We start from the raw sequence: 17485 nt of genomic DNA, 5'->3' as shown, positions 1-17485 counted from the left end.
AGGGAAACTCCTTGGTTCGTGGCATATTAGCACTCGGTTAGAGGGAGTGCTAAGCTAAGGGTTCCCACCAGTATCTATCGCCTCGATAGCCAAACCTGTCGGCCAAGAGGCCGTCTGGGGTTCCCCGAATGGGCCGGGAACAACTTCAAGCTAGCGCTTGCTCACTCACCAGCGCAGGCCAAGCCGCCCAAACACCTTCGACAGCACGAACAACGGGCCGACCCAAAGGTACTGGATATCCTCGAAGAACGACGGCTTCTTCCCCTCGATCTTGTGGCCCACGAATTGGAAGACCCAGGCAACGATGAATATAGCGGCGGAGATGGGCAATACAAGCGCGCCCATCGCGTGGACGACGGCCACCAGGAGCACGCTACCGGTCGCCATGGTCATCAGGAAGGCGGGCGAGCGCAGGGTGGCGTAGTAGACGAGGCTGGCCGCCACGAAGGCATAGGCAGCCCAGGGATGGAGCGCGAACAACAGTCCGACGATGCTCAGCATGATTGCGGGAATGGCGGCCATGTGGATTGCCTCGTTGGCGGGATTCCGATGGCTTTCGCCGTAATGGGCGAGCAGGCGATCGATCTTCCGATCGGTGCCGGTCAAGGGAGCGGCTGCGGTGTGCATGGCTGTCTCCTGTGGGCCGTGCGGACCGAAAGATGATGCCAGAACAGCGGCGGTGGGCGCAAATCGCCGTTGGAGGAAGCCGCTACCCCAGCAGTGCCTGGGCGAACTCCCGAGCCTTGAAGGTCTCGAGGTCCTCAAGCTTCTCGCCGACGCCGATGAAATAGACCGGGATCGGCCGCTCCCGCGCAATGGCGCACAGCACGCCGCCTTTCGCCGTGCCGTCGAGCTTGGTCACGATCAGGCCGGTGAGCCCCAGGGTCTCGTCGAAGGCCTTGACCTGCGCCAGGGCGTTCTGGCCCGTGTTGCCGTCGATTACCAGCAGCACCTCGTGCGGCGCGGTGGCATCGGCGCGGTTGACCACACGCTTGATCTTCTTCAACTCGTCCATCAGGTGCAGTTGAGTCGGCAGGCGTCCGGCGGTGTCGACCAACACCACGTCCTTGCCGCGGGCCTTGCCGGCGTTGACCGCGTCGAAGCTCACGGCGGCGGGGTCGCCGCCCTCCTGGCTCACGATCTCGACGGTGTTGCGGTCTGCCCAGACCAGCAACTGCTCGCGCGCCGCGGCCCTGAATGTGTCGGCCGCGGCCAGCAGTACCGAGGCGCCTTCGTTGGCGAGATGCTTGGTGAGCTTGCCGATGGAGGTCGTCTTGCCCGCGCCATTGACGCCGGTGACCATGATCACCGTCGGCGTGTGTTCTCCGATGACCAGGGCCTTTTCCAGCGGGCGCAGAAGGTCTGTGATGGCATCGGCCAGCAGCGCCTTCACTTGCGAAGCCTCGGTCGCCATGCTGCTCTTGACGCGGCGGCGCAGGTCTTCGAGCAGATGTTCCGTGGCCTTGACGCCGGTATCGGCCATCAGCAGGGCTGTCTCGAGTTCCTCGTAGAGCGCATCGTCGATCTGCGCGTTGACGAAGGCGGCGGTGATGCTGTTGCCGGTCTTGCGCAAGCCGGTCTTCAGCTTGCTGAGCCAGCCGCTGCGTTCGGGTTCCGGGGGCGCGGCGGGCGGAGGGGGCGGCGGCGAGGCTGGCGCGGGCTGGATTGCCGGTGCAGCGATGGGGGCCGGCGGCGGTGGCGCCGGCGGAGGTGGCGGTTCCACGGCAGGCTTGCCACCAAACCAGCTCGATGGCGAGAACACCGATTTGGTCGGCATCGGGGGTTCCACGGGCGCCTCGACCGGTGCAACCGCGGGTGTGGATGCCGGGGCAGGGGCCTCGGCCGGCGGCTTTTTCTTGAAGAAACTGAACATTGGGCGCTTTTTACAATCGGACCCATTCTATGAAACACCCCTCGCCACGCCGCGCTGCGTCCGGTGCGGTGCTGGCCTCGGTGCTGTTGGCGCCCTGGGCCTTGCCCGCTCTTGCCCAGAGTCTCCCGCCTGCCGTTGCCGCTTCGCCGGTCGCCGCTCCCTCAACCCAAGCCGAACAATTCACGCTTGCCAACGGCATGACCTTGATCGTCAAGCCCGACCGGCGCGCGCCGACGGCGGTGCAGATGGTGTGGGTGCGCGTCGGCTCGATCGACGAAGTCGATGGCACCTCGGGTGTTGCTCACGTGCTGGAACACATGCTATTCAAGGGCACCAAGACCTTGAAGGCCGGCGAATTTTCGCGCCGCGTCGCCGCGCTGGGTGGGCGAGAAAACGCCTTCACGACGCGCGACTACACCGGCTACTACCAGCAGATTCCTGCCGACAAGCTCGAGCAGGTGATGGCGCTGGAATCAGACCGTTTCGCGAACAACCAGTGGCCGAACGAGGAGTTCAAGCGCGAGCTCGAGGTGGTCAAGGAGGAGCGCCGCATGCGCACCGACGACCAGCCGCGCGCCTTGCTCGGCGAGCAGCAGAACGCCGCCGTCTTCACCGCATCGCCCTATCACCGGCCCGTGGTCGGCTGGATGAGCGACATCGAATCGATGACACCCGATGACGCTCGCGCCTTCTACAAGGAGTGGTACGTGCCCGCGAACGCTGCTGTCGTGGTGGCCGGTGATGTCGACGTCGCCAAGGTGCATGCCTGGGCCGAGACGTACTACGGCAGCATTCCGGCGCGCGCGGTGCCGGCGCGCAAGCCGCGTGTCGAGCCGGCGCAGCGCGGCATGCGCCGTGTCGATTTCAAGGCGCCGGCCGAGCAGGCTTATGTCTCCCTCGCCTTTCGCGTTCCGCAGATCGACGCCCAGGCCAAGCTCGAAAGCGACAGCGATGCCTACGCACTGGTGGTGCTGTCCGCCGTACTCGACGGCTACTCAGGCGCGCGACTGGATCGGGCATTGACCCAGGGGCCGGACCGTGTGGCGGACTCGGCCGGTGCCTACAGCGGCTTCGTCGGCCGCGGGCCGCAGCTTTTCGTGCTCGATGGCGTTCCCAGCGCGGGCAAGAGTGTCGAGGCCGTCGAGGCGGCGCTGCGCGCACAGGTCGCGCGCGTAGCCCGCGACGGGGTAGGCGCCGCCGAACTCGCGCGCGTCAAGACCCAGTGGGTCGCAAGCGAAACCTACAAGCTCGACTCCGTCATGGCTCAGGCGCGTGAACTGGGAAGCAACTGGGTGCAGGGGCTGCCGCTCGACGCCAGCGCGCGCATCATCGCGCGGCTGCAGGCGGTCACCGCGCAACAGGTCCAGGCAGTTGCCGCGAAATACTTCGGCGACGACCAACTGACGGTCGCCACATTGCATCCCTTGCCGCCCGAACCCAACCGCCGCGCGCGCGGATTTGCAGCGCCGGTCGGCGATCTGCGCTGAAAGACTGCATCTTCATGTTCAAGATCCAAAAGATTGCGCTGCACGCCATGCTGGCCGGCGCCGCGGCCCTCTTCGGCGCGAGCGCCCAAGCCGCCATTCCGATCGAGCACTGGACGCTGCCGAGCGGGGCGAAGGTTTATCTCGTTTCGACCAATGCGCTCCCGATCGTCGATGTCGAGGTCGATTTCGACGCCGGCAGCCGGCGCGACCCGGCCGACCAGGCCGGACTTGCCGACGTGACCGCCGACATCGTCGAAAAGGGCATCCGCGCGAGCGGCAAGGACCCCGCGATGGACGAGAACGCCCTCGGCGAAGCCTGGGCTGATCTGGGTGCGAACTTCGACGTCAGCGCCGGCGTCGATCGCACCAGCTTCACCTTGCGCTCGCTGTCCGATCCGGCGCTGCTCGGCAAGGCGGTGCAACTCGCGGCGCGCGAGATCGGCGAGCCCGCCTTCCCCGAAGACGTATGGACCCGCGACCGCGAGCGCTTGAATGCCGCCATCAAGGAGGCCAACACCAAGCCTGCCACCGTCGCGGGACGCGCCTTCGCCCATGCCGTCTATGGAACGCATCCTTACGGCCAGGAGGCGACCGAGGCGACCCTGGCCAGAATCGACGTCGCCGCGATGCGCAAGCGCTATGAGCAGTTCATCGTGCCCTGCCGCGCCAAGCTCAGCATCGTCGGGGCCGTCACGCGCCAGCAGGCCGAGTCGATCGCCAGCACCTTGTTGTCTCGCCTGCCGTCATCGACCGCATGTGCCGATCTCCCGGCAGTGCCTGAGGTGTCGCCGCTCGACGCAGCCAAGGATGAGCGCGTTCCCTTCGATTCCGCCCAGGCGCATGTGTTCATCGGCGAGCCGGGCTACCGCCGCGCCGATCCGGACCATTTCGCGCTCACGCTCGGCAACTATGTGCTGGGGGGCGGGGGATTCGTCTCGCGGCTGACCGAGGAGGTGCGTGAGAAGCGCGGTCTGGCCTACAGCGTCTACAGCTATTTTTCGCCCGGTCTTCATGCCGGCGCATTCCGCATCGGCTTCCAGACGCGGCCTGACCAGGCGGACGAGGCTGTGAAGGTCTCGCGCGACGTGCTCGCGAAATTCGTCGCCGAAGGCCCGACCGCTGCCGAACTGAAGGCCGCGAAAGACAATCTGATCGGCGGCTTCCCGCTTCTGATCGACAGCAATCGCAAGCTGCTCGGCAATGTGGCGAACATCGCCTGGAACGATCTGCCCCTCGACTATCTCAACACCTGGACCGCGCGCGTGAACGCGATTACCGCGGCCGAAGTCAAGGCGGCTTTTGCGCGCAAGCTGCATCCGGACCGGATGGTGACTGTTGTCGTGGGCGGCAAGCAGCCCTGAGGCCTCGTCGGAAAGGCGTGGGTGCCGTTAAGCTCTGCGCGTGAAACCAACGTCCCGAACCCCCACGCCCTCCGCCGCAACCAAGGCGGCCAAACCGTCCAAGCCGGTCAATCTCGCCAAGGTGCCGCATTTCGTGCGCATCATCGGCGGCCGGTGGAAGCGAACGCGCCTCGCGGTCGCCGACAAGGTCGGCCTGCGGCCCACACCCGACCGCGTGCGTGAGACCCTCTTCAACTGGCTGGCCAGCATGGCGGGCGTCGGCGGCGGCGAGCTGCCCGGCTGGCATTGCGTCGATGCCTTTTCCGGCACCGGCGCACTCGGCCTCGAAGCAGCGTCGCGCGGCGCGGCCTCGGTCCTGCTTTGCGAGCAGGACGCCGCGCTGGTCGCGCAGCTGCAGGCGCAAAAGACGAAGCTTGGCGCCGACACTGTTCGCATCGAGCGCGGCAATGGCGTCACCATGCTGGAACGCACACCGGCCGGCAGCCTGCACGTGGTCTTTCTCGATCCGCCCTTCGAGAACGCGACCCTGTATGAGCCCGCATTGCGCGCCTCCGCGCGCGCCCTGCGGCCCGACGGCGTGGTCTATCTCGAAGCGGCGCGCCGATGGAGCGACGACGAGCTGGCCGCGCTGGGGCTCGCGGCCTATCGCTACCTGAAGGCAGGGGCCGTGCATGCACACCTGTTGCAGCGCGCATCGGACGGGGCTGCATAATCCGCCGAATCAAGCCGCATCGGCTGCACAGGAGGAAGCAACCATGTCCAGCACCGTCATCGCGGTCTATCCCGGCACTTTCGATCCCATGACGCTCGGCCACGAAGACGTGGTGCGGCGGGCGACCCAGCTGTTCTCGAAGGTCATCGTCGCGGTCGCGGCGGGCCACCACAAGAAGGCGTTGTTCACGCTCCAGGAGCGCATCGACATGGCCCGCGAGGCCGTGCGCCCCTATAGCGACCAGGTGACGGTCGAGAGTTTCTCGGGCCTTCTTCGCGACTTCGTCGTCGCGCGCGGCGGCAAGGCCATGGTGCGCGGCCTGCGCGCCGTGACAGACTTCGACTACGAGTTCCAGCTCGCCGGCATGAACCGCTCGCTGATGCCCGAGGTCGAGACCGTGTTTCTCACGCCGAGCGACAAGTACCAGTTCATCTCCAGCACCTTCGTACGCGAGATCGCGATGCTCGGCGGCGAAGTCGACAAGTTCGTCTCGCCCAATGTGCAGGACAGCCTGATGGCCAAGGTCCGCAGTCTCGGCCGCGAATGAGTGCGTCTGCGTCGCTTCGGCTGCATGCCCTCGGCGATGCGGCGCTCCTGTGTGAGCTGCCCCCGCCGGCCACCCTGGCCCAGCAGCAGCGGATCTGGGCGCTGGCGACGGAAGCGCTGCAGTGGCGCGGCGTCCATGAGGTGCTGTCCGGAATGAACAACCTGAGCCTGCTTTTCGACCCCGCGCAGATCGATGCCACTGAACTCGAGATGCAAGTGCTCTCCGCCTGGCCGCAACTGTCCGCCGCGTCGATCCAGGGTCGGGAGATAGAGATTCCCGTGGTCTATGGCGGCGAGGCCGGCCCCGACCTGGCCGACGTCGCCGCGCACGCCGGGCTTACGCCCGCCGAGGTCGTGCGGCGCCATAGCAGCGGCGAGTACGTGGTCTATCTGCTCGGCTTCCTGCCCGGTTTCGCTTTCATGGGCGGCCTGCCGCCCGAGCTGGCAACCCCACGGCGCCCGGAGCCCCGCACGGCGGTGCCTGCCGGCTCTGTCGGCATCGGCGGCGAGCAGACCGGTGTCTATCCGCTGGTGTCCCCCGGCGGCTGGCAACTGATCGGCCGGACCTCCCTCACGCTCTTCGATCCGAGCGCCGCCGAACCGACGCTGCTGCGCCCGGGCGATCGCGTGCGCTTCGTCGTGGAAAGCCTGAAGACATGACGGTGTCGAATGCCGGCATCACTGTCTTGCGGCCGGGCATGATGGCCTCGGTCCAGGACCTGGGCCGCTACGGGTACCGCCAGCGGGGCATCTGCCCGGGCGGGGCGCTCGATGCCCTGGCGCTGACGCTGGCCAACCGGCTCGTGGGCAACGCGGAGGGCGCCGCTGGTCTCGAACTCACGATGGGCGCCTGCGAGTTCCGCTTCGAGCGGCCAACGCGAATCGCCCTCACGGGCGATGACTTCGGCGCCCGGCTCGATGGCGAACCGTTGTGGCCGGGATGGAGCTTTCCGGTGGCCGCGGGCCAGGTTCTCAAGCTGGAGCGCGGCAATCGCTGGACCGCGAAGGAAGGCTTGCGCAGTTGGCTCGCGGTTGCGGGAGGCATCGACGTACCCGTGATCCTCGGTTCGCGCAGCACCGATCTCAAGGCAGGCTTCGGGGGCTACCAGGGCCGGGCGCTGAAGAAGGGCGACAAGCTGGCGCTCGGCATGCCGGCGCTGGCCGCCGACCAGCTGGCGCGCCGTCCTTTCGGCGTGCGAATGCCCGATTGGGATCTGCAAGGCGGTGGGGCGCAGGAGCGTGCGACCGTGCTGCGTGTCATGTCCGGCCCCGAGTTCGAACAATTCACGATCGCTTCGCGCGAGCTGCTGTGGGGCGAGTCCTGGCGGCTCACGCCGCAGAGCAACCGCATGGGCAGCCGTCTGGCGGGGCCTGAACTCAAACGCAAGCGCAGCGGTGACATGCTCTCGTCAGGCGTGATCCCCGGCACGATCCAGGTCCCCCCGTCGGGGCAACCGATCATCCTCATGGGAGATGCCCAGACGACAGGCGGCTACCCGCGCATCGGTGTCGTGATCCGCGCCGATCTATGGAAGCTGGCGCGGGCGCCGCTCAACGGTCGGTTGCGGCTCGTGCAGGTGGACGTGGCCGCGGCGCTCTCCGCGTGGGATGAGCAGCAAGCCTATCTCGCGCATGTTGGGCAAGGCCTTGCATCCGCAGGCTGGGTCACGCCGGCGCAGAATTCCGTCGAAGGAGAAAACCATGCAGATTGACCTCAACGCCGACCTCGGCGAAGGCTGCGGCAACGACGAAGCGCTGCTCGGTCTGGTGAGTTCGGCCAATATCGCTTGCGGCTGGCATGCGGGCGACGCCCGGACCATGCGGCAGTGCGTGCGCTGGGCCATCGACAAAGGCGTCGCCATCGGCGCGCACCCGAGCTTTCCGGATCGGGAGAACTTCGGCCGCAGCGAGATGAACCTTCCGCGCGAGGACGTCATCGCCGGCGTGCTTTATCAGATCGGCGCGCTCGCGGCGATCGTGAAGGCCGAAGGCGGACGGCTGGCCCACATCAAGGCGCACGGCGCGCTCTACAACCAGGCCGTGAAAGACCCGGCGCTGGCCGAGGCCCTCTGCGAGGCTGTGCGGCACTTCGATCCAGGTCTGCTCTTTTTCGGGCTCGCTGGCAGCGGCATGATCACCGCCGCCGAGCGCGCCGGGCTCAGGCCGGTCGAGGAAGTGTTCGCGGACCGGGGCTACCAACCCGACGGCAGCCTGGTGCCGCGCAGCCGACCTGGTGCCTTGATCGAGGACGAGGAACAGTCGCTGGCGCAGACCCTGTCGCTGGTGCGCGACCACCAGGTGACGGCGATCGACGGCAGCGTGGTGGCTGTCAACGCGCAGACCGTCTGCCTCCACGGCGATGGGGCACATGCGCTTGCTTTCGCGCGCCGCATCCGCGAGCGTCTGGTGATGGAGGGAATCGCCGTGATGGCGACGGCCTGAAGCCTGCGCGAATTACAGCAGGCGCCGCAGCCAGGGGCCGAGCGTCGCATTGACGAAGGCAGGCTTTTCCATCGTCAGCATGTGGCCGCAGTGGGCGACCCACACGAGTTCGGCGTGGGGCACCAGCGTCGCGATTTCACGCGAGCAGTCGGGCGGCGTCAGTCGGTCGCCGTCGCCGCAGACGACGAGCACGGGGCAACGCAGTTCGGGCAGGTGGGCACGCGCGTCGGGCCGCTGCATCAGGGCCCGGTTCTGGCGAATCAGCTGCGCGGCGCCCGCGTCCATCACGAGATCGACGTAGCGGCGCACCAGCGCCGCATCGCCAGCCTGATCCGGGTGAAAGGCGAAGCCGGCATTGAATTCGATCACGTCGCGCGCCTCGCCGCGCTCGAAGAGCTCGATGGCCGACTCGCGCAGCTTGAGCATGTCGGGCGTCTCCGCACGCGCGTTGGTGCCTAGCAGTGCCAGGCCGGCAACGCGCTGGGGTGCCTGGCGCGCGGCCTCCATCGCGATCATGCCGCCCATCGAGGCGCCGCAGAGGATCAGATCCCCCTCGTGCTCGCGTAGCAGGGCCTCGGCCATGGTTTCGATGCGGTCATGGCGCATGTGGACATCGGTCACCCGTACGTCGAGGTTTGGGGGCAGGGCAAGCAGTTGGGCCGCCCAAAGGCGCTCATCGCAGGCAAGACCAGGGAGCAGGACAAGACTTGGCATGGGTGAATTCTCCGTGATCGGCGGCGCCGGACGGCTGACTTGTCCTGCGCACACAATAGGGGTGCCTATGCCAACCATCACTGACCTCATCCTGATTCGCCATGGCGAAACCGACTGGAACCGCGAACTCCGTTTCCAGGGCCACGTCGACGTTCCCCTCAACGACATCGGTCACGAGCAGGCGCGGCGCCTGGGCCTGCGGCTGGCGGGCGAGACCGTCCAGCACCTGATTAGCAGCGACCTGATGCGCGCGCAGCAGACGGCGGCACCCGCGGCGGTGCAGCTCGAACTCGACATCGTCACCTCGGCAGCGCTGCGGGAGCAGCACTTCGGCGTGGTCGAAGGCATGCGCGCCGACGAGATCCAGGCGCTGCATCCGCGCGCCTGGGAAGACTGGCTCCAGTTCCGCGAGGACCATGCCATGCCCGAGGGCGAGTCGGCGCGGGAGTTCCATGGCCGCATCATCGCGGCACTGGGCCGTATCGCGACGCAACACGCGGGGCAGAAGCTGCTGGTGGTCACGCACGGCGGCGTGCTGGACATGGTCTGGCGCACCGCGCGCGGCCTGGGTCTGAACGGTCCGCGGCAGAGCGAGATCCCCAACGCCGGCTTCAACCGCATCCGGATCGCCGATCCTGCGATGCCCGAGCAGATCGAGATTCTCGATTGGGCCGACACGCGCCACCTGGCGGACCTGCCGGCCCAACCCACCTACGACCAGAGCCGTCATCTGAAGAAGTGAAGAGGCGTCAGACGCTCAGGGCCAGGGCTGCATAGACGGCATTGGCCTGGCGGCGCAGACGCAGCGATTCCGGCTGCTGGTTGAGATGTTGCTGCAGGATACCCTGCGCGCTGGCGAGCGTTGCCTCGCTGCCGCTGCGAATAAGGGCGTCGAGGTACACCTGCTCGAACAGGTCGCGCTGCGCATGGCTGCCCCCGATTTCCATGAGCCTCGGCAATGCGAGGCCGAGGCCGTCGATCGCGGCCGCGAAATCGCTGCGCGCGTGAGCGAGCAAGGCTTGCGCGGCCGGCACGCAGACACGCTGCCACGCCATGCGCGTCGAGGGCGGCGCGGACGGCGCGAAATCCTCGATGTTGCGCAGAAGTGCGCCGGCTTCGGGTCGGCTGGCGCGCGCGAGGCCATAGAGGTACTGCAGATCCAGGAAGGGCAGCACATGGTCGTCGAGCCGAAGCGCCAGACGGCCGGCCAGGTCCTGCCAGCGGTCGCCGACATCGATGCCGGCAAGCTCGAAGCGCGCCAGCAGCGAGCCCGCGCCGATCTGGTCTTGCGAGTATTCCTTCGCCACACCCCACACGTGCCGGTCGTAGACCTCCAGCGCTTCGGTGTCCCGCCCCAGATCGATCAGGAACAGCGCGACGTGCCACCAGTTGTGCGTGACCATGAAGGAGTTGAGCCCCACCCAGGTGTCGCTCACCTCGCGCATGAAGCTCAGGCCCTCGCGCAGCCGGCCCTCGGTCAGCATCACGTGGCCGAGCGCATGGTGTGCCCACGGCTCCTTGCGCACCATGGCGATGGCCCGTCGCGCGCTGTCCTCGGCCTGGCGCATCAAATGGCATTGCTCGTAGCCGAAAGCCGCCATCCCGTGCAGGTAAGGCACGTCGGCGGCAGCCGGCAGTCCTGCCAGGGCGAGCCGGAGCATGCCCGGGCAGTCGCCGGTGTTGAAGCAGTGGTATTGCCCGAGCTTGAGCGACGCCAGGTCGCGCGGATGCTCACGCGCCTGCTCCTGGTGCAGCGAGATCGCGCGGGCGATGTCGCCGTCCACCCAGGCTGCGACCGCGGCAATGTAGCGTCGCTCACGCGCAGTGGCGCGCCGAGCCCCGGTTTGGGCCCGCTCGATGAACGGCCGCGCATGGGGCGCCGCATCGCGCGACTCGGCGAACATGTGCAGCGTGGCGCAATAGGCCTGCACGATGGGGCTGTCATCGTGAGCGGCTGAAAGGATGTCGACCGCGCGCGCTTCGCAGGAGATGAAGCCCTCGACGAACTCGTTGACCGCACGCTGGCTGGCAGCCTCGGTGAGGCTGATCGGGTTGCCGAGGCTGTCAGTGAATGAAGGCGATGAACTCAAGTAGATTTCCGCGCGGGGTCGGGGCCGGGGCAGGCGCAAGCCCCTATGTTGCCACGCCTGAGTCACGGCATATTCAAACGCCAGCCTTTTGGTGGCGGTACTCCTGGCTCAGGCCGCCGTATCCGTACGCCGCCGCGCGCGCATCGATCAGGTGGACATAGGACACCTCATGGAGGTTCTTTCGCAACGCCGCCATGGCCGCATGAATCTCGCGCAGATAGCGCGCCTTTTCCGCCTTGGTGTTGGTCTCGTCCGTGATGCTGATGTCGAGGTGGAAGGCCGATTGGCCGAGTTCCGACAGCGACTGCCCGCCGATGAACCAGGCTTCGTCCGCGATGTACTGGACCGTGATGGCGATCACCGGCAGCGTCTTGCCAAGCACGCTCTGCGTCAGTTCTGCGACCGTGTCGACAGTCTTCCTGGTGAGCTGCGAATCGGGCTGGCCCGAGAGGTGAATGACGATGTGAGGCATGGTTCGTTCCTTTCCTGCGATGAATGAGGTGGCATTGTGGAAATTGGAAATCCATCTAAAAAGCGGGAAGATATGATGGAAACCATCGGATTAAGGAATGGATAACCGATGCAGGCCTTCAATCTGGAGCAGCTGAGGACTTTCGTCACGGTCGTGGAGTCCGGCAGTCTCACGGCGGCGGCGCCACTGGTCTTCCTGTCCCAGTCCGCCGTCAGCGAGCAGATGCGCAAGCTCGAGGAAAAGGCAGGCCAGGCGCTTCTGACGCGCAGCAAGGCGGGCGTGTCGCCGACGCCCGCGGGCCTTCGGCTCATCGCCTATGCGCGCCGGATGCTTGCGCTGTCCGACGAGGCATTTCGCGACCTGCGCGGCGAGGCTTTGCAGGGCGAGTTGCGTCTCGCGGTCACCGACTACTTCAGGCCTGGCGACCTTGCGCGGCTTCTGGCGCGCCTTGGTGAAGGCTATCCGCAGGTGCGCCTGAACGTGAGCGTGCTCAAGAGCGGTGCGATCGAAGCAGGCTATGCGCAGGGCGATTTCGACGTGGGCTTGTCGATGCGCATTGCCGGCTCGGCCGATGGGGCCGCCCATGCGCCGGTACTGCGGCGCGAGTCACTGGGCTGGATGGGTGCGCCGGGCATGCGCGTCGCTCGCGGGGAGACCTTGAGGCTGGTGGTGTTGCCCGACACCTGCTCCCTGCACCAGTTCGCCGTCAAGCTGTTGCGCGAGCGGGGCGTGGCCTATGCGGTGGCACATGTGGCGTCGGGCGTGGCGGGCCTGCAGTCGGCGTTGGCGGCCGGCCTGGGCGTGGCCTGTCTCAATGAATCGGCATTGTGCGAGGGTGTGGCACGCCTGGCTCCGCCGCATGGCCTGCCGGCGCTGCCGCGCGTAGCCTTCCACTTCCTGCCGGCACGTCGCGGCGAGCCTGAATTCGTGACGCGTGCTCGCGACTTGTTGGCATCGCATCTCGTCTGAGATGCGAGCGCCGGGATGCCGCGTCAGGCGCCGGGAGGCTCGGGCCAGGGCCGCTGCGCTTCCCGGATCAGCTCGAAGGCACGCGAGACCTTCAGCACGCCCAGGTCGTCGAAGCGCTGTCCCGCGATCTGCAGTCCGATCGGCATGCCGCTGGTGCTGTAGCCGCAGTTGATCGATGCCGCCGGTTGCTCGGACATGTTGTACGGCACCGTGAAGCCGATGTGTTCGAGCGGGCGCAGCGGATCGTTCGTGGGAGAAGGCAGCTCCGCGGCCGCCGGCATGTTGGGCGAGGTCGGCGAGATCACGTAGTCGTATCTCGCGCAGGCGGCCACCGTCGCCACGCGCGTGGCATGGAACTGGCTGAATGCGCGGAAGACTTGCTCGCCGCTGAAGCCGGCCGCGCTTTCGGCCCATGCCCGGATATAGGGCAATACCTTGGCACGCTGCTCGGCCTTCAGGGCGTTCATGTCCACGAGCGAGCGCATGCGCCAGAGGTGGTCCATGCCGTCCAGCATCGCCTGCGACATGAAGGGCTGCATCGGCTCGACGATGGCGCCCGCGCGTTCGAACACGCGCGCCGCGTGCTCGACCGCCGACCGGATCTCCGGCTCGACGGCGAGACCGCACCCAGCATCCAGCAGGAGCCCGATGCGCAGGCCGCGCAGATGCTCGCCGGCCACATCGAAGGTCGACCATGCGATGTCCTGCGGCGGCAGGCTCATGCTGTCTCGCGCGTCGGCTCGCGCCAGCGTCGCCATCATCAGAGCGGCGTCGCCGACGGTGCGCGTCATCGGCCCCGCCGCCCGGCCCATGTAGGGCGGATCGATGGGGATGCGGCCCAGGCTGGGTTTCAGGGTGAAGATGCCGCACCAGGCAGCCGGCAGCCGCAGAGAACCGCCGATGTCCGTGCCGATGTGCAGGGGACCATAGCCGGCCGCTGCGGCTGCACCGGCGCCGGCGCTCGAGCCGCCGGGCGTCTTCGAGAGATCCCAGGGGTTGCGGGCGAGCTTGTGAAAGCTCGACAGCCCGGAGGACAGCATGCCGTAGTCGGGCATGGTGGTCTTGCTGACGATCACGACGCCGGCTTCCTTGAGCCGCGCGGCCGGCGGCGCGTCGACTGCGGCGGGCCGGAGTTCGACGGCCGCCGTACCGGCCGGCATCGGGTCGCCGCGTGTTGCGATGTTTTCCTTGATCGTGGTGGGCACGCCGTCGAGCGGCCCGATCGGAGCGTCGCGCCGCCAGCGCGCTTCCGAGGCGCGCGCCTGATCGAGCGCGGCATCGGGGCGCAACAGCCAGGTGGCCTGCAGGTGGGGCTCCCATCGCGCGATGTGATCGAGCACGGATTGCGTGACTTCGACCGGCGAGAGCTCTTTTGCGCGGTAGGCGGTGACGAGTTCCTGCGCCGACAACTCGTGAAGGGTGCGGCTCACGACCAAGACAGCGCCGACAGGTCGTTGGCGAAGATCGGCAGTTCCTTCCACAAGCCCTTGACGTTCTTCTTGGCGATGGTCGGAAACTGGGGCTGATACAGGAAGCCATTGGCCGCGTCCTGCGCGAGCATTCGTTGAGCGTCGCCGAGCAGCTTGGCTCGCTCGCTGGCGTTGGACGTGTTCTTGATCTTGTCGAACAAGGTATCGAAGGCCTTGGAGTCGTAGCCCCAGTAGTAATCGGGCTTGGCGTAGTTGGCGAGATCGAAGGGCTCGACGTGGGAAATGATCGACAGGTCGTAGTTCTTGTTGCCGTAGGTGCCGCTCAGCCACTGTGCCCATTCGACGTTCTGCACCTTCACCACGATGCCGATCTTGGCGAGTTCCGCGACGATAACCTCTCCACCCTGCCGGGCATAGGGGGGCGGCGGCAGCGTCATGGTGAGTTCGAGCGGCGTCTTCACACCCGCTTCGGCGAGCAGCCTCTTGGCCTTCTCGATGTCGAAGGGGTTGATGTTCGTGGTGTCGACATAACCCAGGGCGCCCGGCACGTAGTGGCTGCCGATCGGCGTGCCGAAGCCGTCGGCGGCGCCTTCGATCACGGCCTTGCGGTCGATGGCGGCGAGGATTGCGCGACGCACGCGCACGTCGTCGAGCGGCTTCTTCTTGTTGTTGATCGAGAGGATGGTCTTGGCGCGCGAGCCGGCCAGGATCACCTGGAACTGCGGGTTGTTCTTGAACTGCGCCACGACCCGCGTGGCGATGCGCGGGAACGCGTCGACATCGCCGGCAAGCAGCGAGGCCGCCTGAGCGGCCGGATCGGAAATAAAGCGGAAGGTGATCTTCTGGAGCTTGGCCGCGCCGGGATTGCGGAAGCCGTCCCATTTGCTCAGGATGATCGAAGAGCCCTTGTTGTAGGCATCGAGCTTGTAGGGGCCGGTCCCGATCGGCTTGGCCGCGTTGGTTTCGGCGCTCTTCGGCTCGACGATGATCGCCGTCGCCTGTCCGATCACGAAGGGAAAATCCGGATCGATCTCCTTGTTGAGGATGACGACCGTGTAGTCGTCGATGACCTGCACGCCGATGTTGGCGAAGGTGCGCTTGTCCTTGTTGGTGCTCTTCTCTCCGCCCGCGCGCTCGAAGCTGAACTTGACGGTCTGCGCATTGAAGGGCTCGCCGTTCTGGAACTTGACGCCCTTGCGCAGGCGGAATGTGTAGGTCTTGAGGTCGGGCGAAACGTCCCAGCTTTCCGCCAGCAGAGGAGTCACGCTGCCGTCGACGTTGATCTTGGTCAGCGTCTCGAAGATGTTGTAGAGCGTGACTTCCGCGATCGAGGCCGCAGCGCTGGTCGTCGGGTCGAGGCCGGTGGGCTCCAGCGTCATCCCGAGCACCATGGAATCCTTGCGGCCCTGGGCGAACGCGCCTTGCGGCAGCGCGAGCGGCATCGTGGCGAGTGCGGCGGTGGTCAAAAGGGTGCGGCGTTTCAACATGGTCAGGGCTCCAGGGAAAGCTGTAAGAAAGAAATACAACGTTACATCATGCGCGAGCCGGTCGGTTCGCTGCAAGCATTTGCTTATGGCGTCGTCGCGGGCTCCGCGCGCGGCACCGCCGCGAGCAGGGCCTGCGTATAGGGATGCTGCGCATGTGCGAAGAGCTGTTGCGGAACCCCGCGCTCGACGACAAGGCCGCGGTGCAGAACGCAGACCTCGTCGCAGAGGTGGTTCACCACCGCGAGGTCGTGGCTGATCAGCAGGTAGCTGATGCCGAACTGCTGCTGCAGGTCCTGCATCAGGTTCAGCACCTGGGCCTGCACCGAGACGTCAAGCGCGCTCACGGGCTCGTCGGCCACGATCAGCCTCGGCCGTGTGATGAGTGCACGGGCGATGGCGATGCGCTGGCGCTGACCGCCGGAGAACTCGTGCGGATACTTGTCGAGGTCGCTGGCGCGCAGACCCACGGCGGCGAGCGATTCGCCGGCGCGTTCCCGTTGTGCCGCGCGGCTGGTTTCGGCCAGCGCTTCGAGCGGCTCGGCGACGATGCGCGCCACCGTCTGTCGGGGGTCGAGGGAGCCGTAGGGGTCCTGGAACACCATCTGCACGTCTCGTCGCGCGGCGCGCAGCTCGTCCTTGGGCAACGCATGAAGATCGCGTCCGAGCAGCTTCACGCTGCCCGAGCTGGGCCTGTCGAGCGCCATCACCAGGCGCGCGATGGTCGACTTGCCGGAGCCCGATTCGCCAACGATGCCCAGGCTCTGCCCGGGACGGATGCTGAAGCTCACACCATTGAGCGCCTTGACGCAGGGTGGCGCGCCGAACAGGCGCTCGCGCGGGAGCGTGTAGTGGCGCACGAGCTCCGTCACTTCGAGAAGCGGGGCGGATTGCGGATCGGGGTCGAAGCGATCGGTCATGCGGCCAGCCCTTGCTCGGCGATTTCGTCGAGCCGAAGGCAGCGCACCTGATGGTCGTGCGGCAGCAGGGTGGCCGGCGGACGCACCGTGTGGCAGGCGTCGATCGTGAAGGCGCAACGGCCCGCGAACGGGCACCCGGCTGGAAGGTCAACCAGTTCGGGCACGCTCCCCCTGATGGTGGCGAGCCTCACGCCGCGCGGCGCACCCAGGGCCGGCCTGGCCGCGAACAGCCCTTGTGTGTAGGGGTGGGCGCGCTCTGCGAAGACGGCCGCCGTCGGGCCGCTTTCGACCACGCTGCCGCCGTACATCACGAGCATCTTCGAGACGCTCTGCGCGATGACGCCGAGGTCGTGCGAAATCAGGATCAAGGCCATGCCGCGTTCCGCGACGATGCCGCGGATGAGTTCGAGGATCTGCTTCTGGATCGTGACGTCGAGCGCGGTCGTCGGCTCGTCGGCGATCAGGAGGTCGGGTCCGCAGGCGAGCGCCATCGCGATGCCGATGCGTTGGCGCTGGCCGCCCGAGAACTGGTGCGGGTAGGCATCGAGCCGCGAAGCAGGATCGGGGATGCCGACGCGTTCGAGCAGCGCGAGGACTTCCTTGCGCGTGTCGCTCTTCGACAGGCCGCGGTGCAGCCGCAGCGGCTCGCCGACCTGGCGCGCGATGGTGTGGACCGGGTTCAGTGCTGTCATCGGCTCCTGGAAGATCATGCCGATGCGGTTGCCGCGGATCTCGCACATGTCGCGCTCGGGCAGCCCCACGAGTTCGGTGCCGTCGAATCGGATGCTGCCGGTCACCTTCGCGCTCGACGGCAGCAGGCCCATCAGCGATTGAACGGTGATCGACTTGCCGCAGCCGGATTCGCCCACGATGCCGAGCGTTTCGCCGCGCCCCAGCGTAAAGCCGATGCCGCGCACGGCTTCGGCCGGGCCGCGCTGGGTCCGCAGCTGGACGTGGAGATTGTTGACTTCGAGAAGAGACATGT

18 protein-coding genes are annotated in these 17485 nt (G+C 67.0%); 9 read left to right on the top strand and 9 right to left on the bottom strand.

The window, feature by feature from the left end; all coding sequences use genetic code 11:
• Positions 1-165: 165 nt before the first annotated feature.
• Together AC1DNF_RS07875 and ftsY are read right to left on the bottom strand one after the other, a co-directional pair.
• Entirely contained in the window at positions 166-627 is a 462-nt protein-coding gene (locus AC1DNF_RS07875; RefSeq protein ID WP_478148014.1) for an Mpo1 family 2-hydroxy fatty acid dioxygenase, read from the bottom strand.
• A gap of 82 nt (positions 628-709) precedes the next feature.
• The gene (gene ftsY, locus AC1DNF_RS07870; protein WP_478148013.1) at positions 710-1873 is read right to left on the bottom strand and encodes a signal recognition particle-docking protein FtsY; all 1164 of its coding nucleotides are present in this window, start codon (positions 1871-1873) and stop codon (positions 710-712) included.
• Positions 1874-1902: 29 nt separating this feature from the next.
• Here ftsY and AC1DNF_RS07865 point away from each other — a divergent pair, with 29 nt between their 5' ends.
• Genes AC1DNF_RS07865 through pxpA form a run of 7 tightly spaced genes read left to right on the top strand, consistent with a single transcriptional unit; the run spans position 1903 to position 8421 of the window.
• The gene (locus AC1DNF_RS07865; RefSeq protein WP_478148151.1) at positions 1903-3360 is read left to right on the top strand and encodes a M16 family metallopeptidase; all 1458 of its coding nucleotides are present in this window, start codon (positions 1903-1905) and stop codon (positions 3358-3360) included.
• A gap of 14 nt (positions 3361-3374) precedes the next feature.
• The gene (locus AC1DNF_RS07860) at positions 3375-4721 is read left to right on the top strand and encodes a M16 family metallopeptidase (RefSeq protein ID WP_478148012.1); all 1347 of its coding nucleotides are present in this window, start codon (positions 3375-3377) and stop codon (positions 4719-4721) included.
• 40 nt (positions 4722-4761) lie between these two features.
• Complete coding sequence (locus tag AC1DNF_RS07855; RefSeq protein WP_478148011.1) at positions 4762-5433, top strand: RsmD family RNA methyltransferase; 672 nt, start codon at positions 4762-4764, stop codon at positions 5431-5433.
• A gap of 43 nt (positions 5434-5476) precedes the next feature.
• On the top strand, positions 5477-5980 hold the full coding sequence (gene coaD, locus AC1DNF_RS07850) for a pantetheine-phosphate adenylyltransferase (RefSeq protein WP_478148010.1): 504 nt from the start codon (positions 5477-5479) through the stop codon (positions 5978-5980).
• Positions 5977-6639, top strand: coding sequence for a 5-oxoprolinase subunit PxpB (gene pxpB, locus AC1DNF_RS07845; RefSeq protein ID WP_478148009.1), 663 nt, complete (start codon positions 5977-5979; stop codon positions 6637-6639). The genes coaD and pxpB overlap by 4 nt, the downstream gene beginning before the upstream one ends.
• A complete protein-coding gene (locus tag AC1DNF_RS07840) occupies positions 6636-7691 on the top strand; it encodes a 5-oxoprolinase subunit C family protein (protein ID WP_478148008.1) in 1056 nt (351 codons plus the stop codon). Before pxpB ends, AC1DNF_RS07840 begins: the two co-directional genes overlap by 4 nt.
• Positions 7681-8421, top strand: coding sequence for a 5-oxoprolinase subunit PxpA (gene pxpA, locus AC1DNF_RS07835; RefSeq protein WP_478148007.1), 741 nt, complete (start codon positions 7681-7683; stop codon positions 8419-8421). Before AC1DNF_RS07840 ends, pxpA begins: the two co-directional genes overlap by 11 nt.
• 12 nt (positions 8422-8433) lie before the next feature.
• Here pxpA and AC1DNF_RS07830 read toward each other — a convergent pair whose 3' ends face one another.
• Positions 8434-9135, bottom strand: a complete 702-nt coding sequence (locus tag AC1DNF_RS07830; RefSeq protein ID WP_478148006.1) for an alpha/beta fold hydrolase — start codon at positions 9133-9135, stop codon at positions 8434-8436.
• A gap of 67 nt (positions 9136-9202) precedes the next feature.
• Between AC1DNF_RS07830 and AC1DNF_RS07825 the strand changes: the two genes are divergently transcribed.
• Positions 9203-9877: a histidine phosphatase family protein gene (locus tag AC1DNF_RS07825; protein WP_478148005.1), complete on the top strand. Its 675-nt coding sequence runs from the start codon at positions 9203-9205 to the stop codon at positions 9875-9877.
• Positions 9878-9884: 7 nt separating this feature from the next.
• On the opposite strand, the gene AC1DNF_RS07820 is transcribed toward AC1DNF_RS07825, so the two are convergent.
• Both AC1DNF_RS07820 and AC1DNF_RS07815 read right to left on the bottom strand, forming a co-directional pair.
• Positions 9885-11225 (bottom strand): tetratricopeptide repeat protein, encoded by a 1341-nt coding sequence (locus AC1DNF_RS07820; protein WP_478148004.1) that lies wholly within the window; start codon positions 11223-11225, stop codon positions 9885-9887.
• A 73-nt stretch (positions 11226-11298) separates the two neighbouring features.
• Positions 11299-11697, bottom strand: a complete 399-nt coding sequence (locus tag AC1DNF_RS07815; protein WP_478148003.1) for a tautomerase family protein — start codon at positions 11695-11697, stop codon at positions 11299-11301.
• A 108-nt stretch (positions 11698-11805) separates the two neighbouring features.
• Here AC1DNF_RS07815 and AC1DNF_RS07810 point away from each other — a divergent pair, with 108 nt between their 5' ends.
• Positions 11806-12666 (top strand): LysR family transcriptional regulator, encoded by an 861-nt coding sequence (locus AC1DNF_RS07810; protein ID WP_478148002.1) that lies wholly within the window; start codon positions 11806-11808, stop codon positions 12664-12666.
• Positions 12667-12689: 23 nt separating this feature from the next.
• Here AC1DNF_RS07810 and AC1DNF_RS07805 read toward each other — a convergent pair whose 3' ends face one another.
• The 4 genes from AC1DNF_RS07805 to AC1DNF_RS07790 form a co-directional block, all read right to left on the bottom strand.
• Positions 12690-14096: an amidase gene (locus tag AC1DNF_RS07805; RefSeq protein ID WP_478148001.1), complete on the bottom strand. Its 1407-nt coding sequence runs from the start codon at positions 14094-14096 to the stop codon at positions 12690-12692.
• Positions 14093-15583, bottom strand: coding sequence for an ABC transporter substrate-binding protein (locus AC1DNF_RS07800; RefSeq protein ID WP_478148000.1), 1491 nt, complete (start codon positions 15581-15583; stop codon positions 14093-14095). The genes AC1DNF_RS07805 and AC1DNF_RS07800 overlap by 4 nt, the downstream gene beginning before the upstream one ends.
• An 83-nt stretch (positions 15584-15666) precedes the next feature.
• Entirely contained in the window at positions 15667-16500 is an 834-nt protein-coding gene (locus tag AC1DNF_RS07795) for an ATP-binding cassette domain-containing protein (protein WP_478147999.1), read from the bottom strand.
• On the bottom strand, positions 16497-17483 hold the full coding sequence (locus tag AC1DNF_RS07790; RefSeq protein WP_478147998.1) for an ABC transporter ATP-binding protein: 987 nt from the start codon (positions 17481-17483) through the stop codon (positions 16497-16499). The genes AC1DNF_RS07795 and AC1DNF_RS07790 overlap by 4 nt, the downstream gene beginning before the upstream one ends.
• Positions 17484-17485: the final 2 nt, after the last annotated feature.

Source organism: Variovorax sp. 01T432 (genome assembly GCF_056398605.1).
Note: the sequence above shows the minus strand (reverse complement) of the source record. Positions and strands in the feature narration are given on the sequence as shown.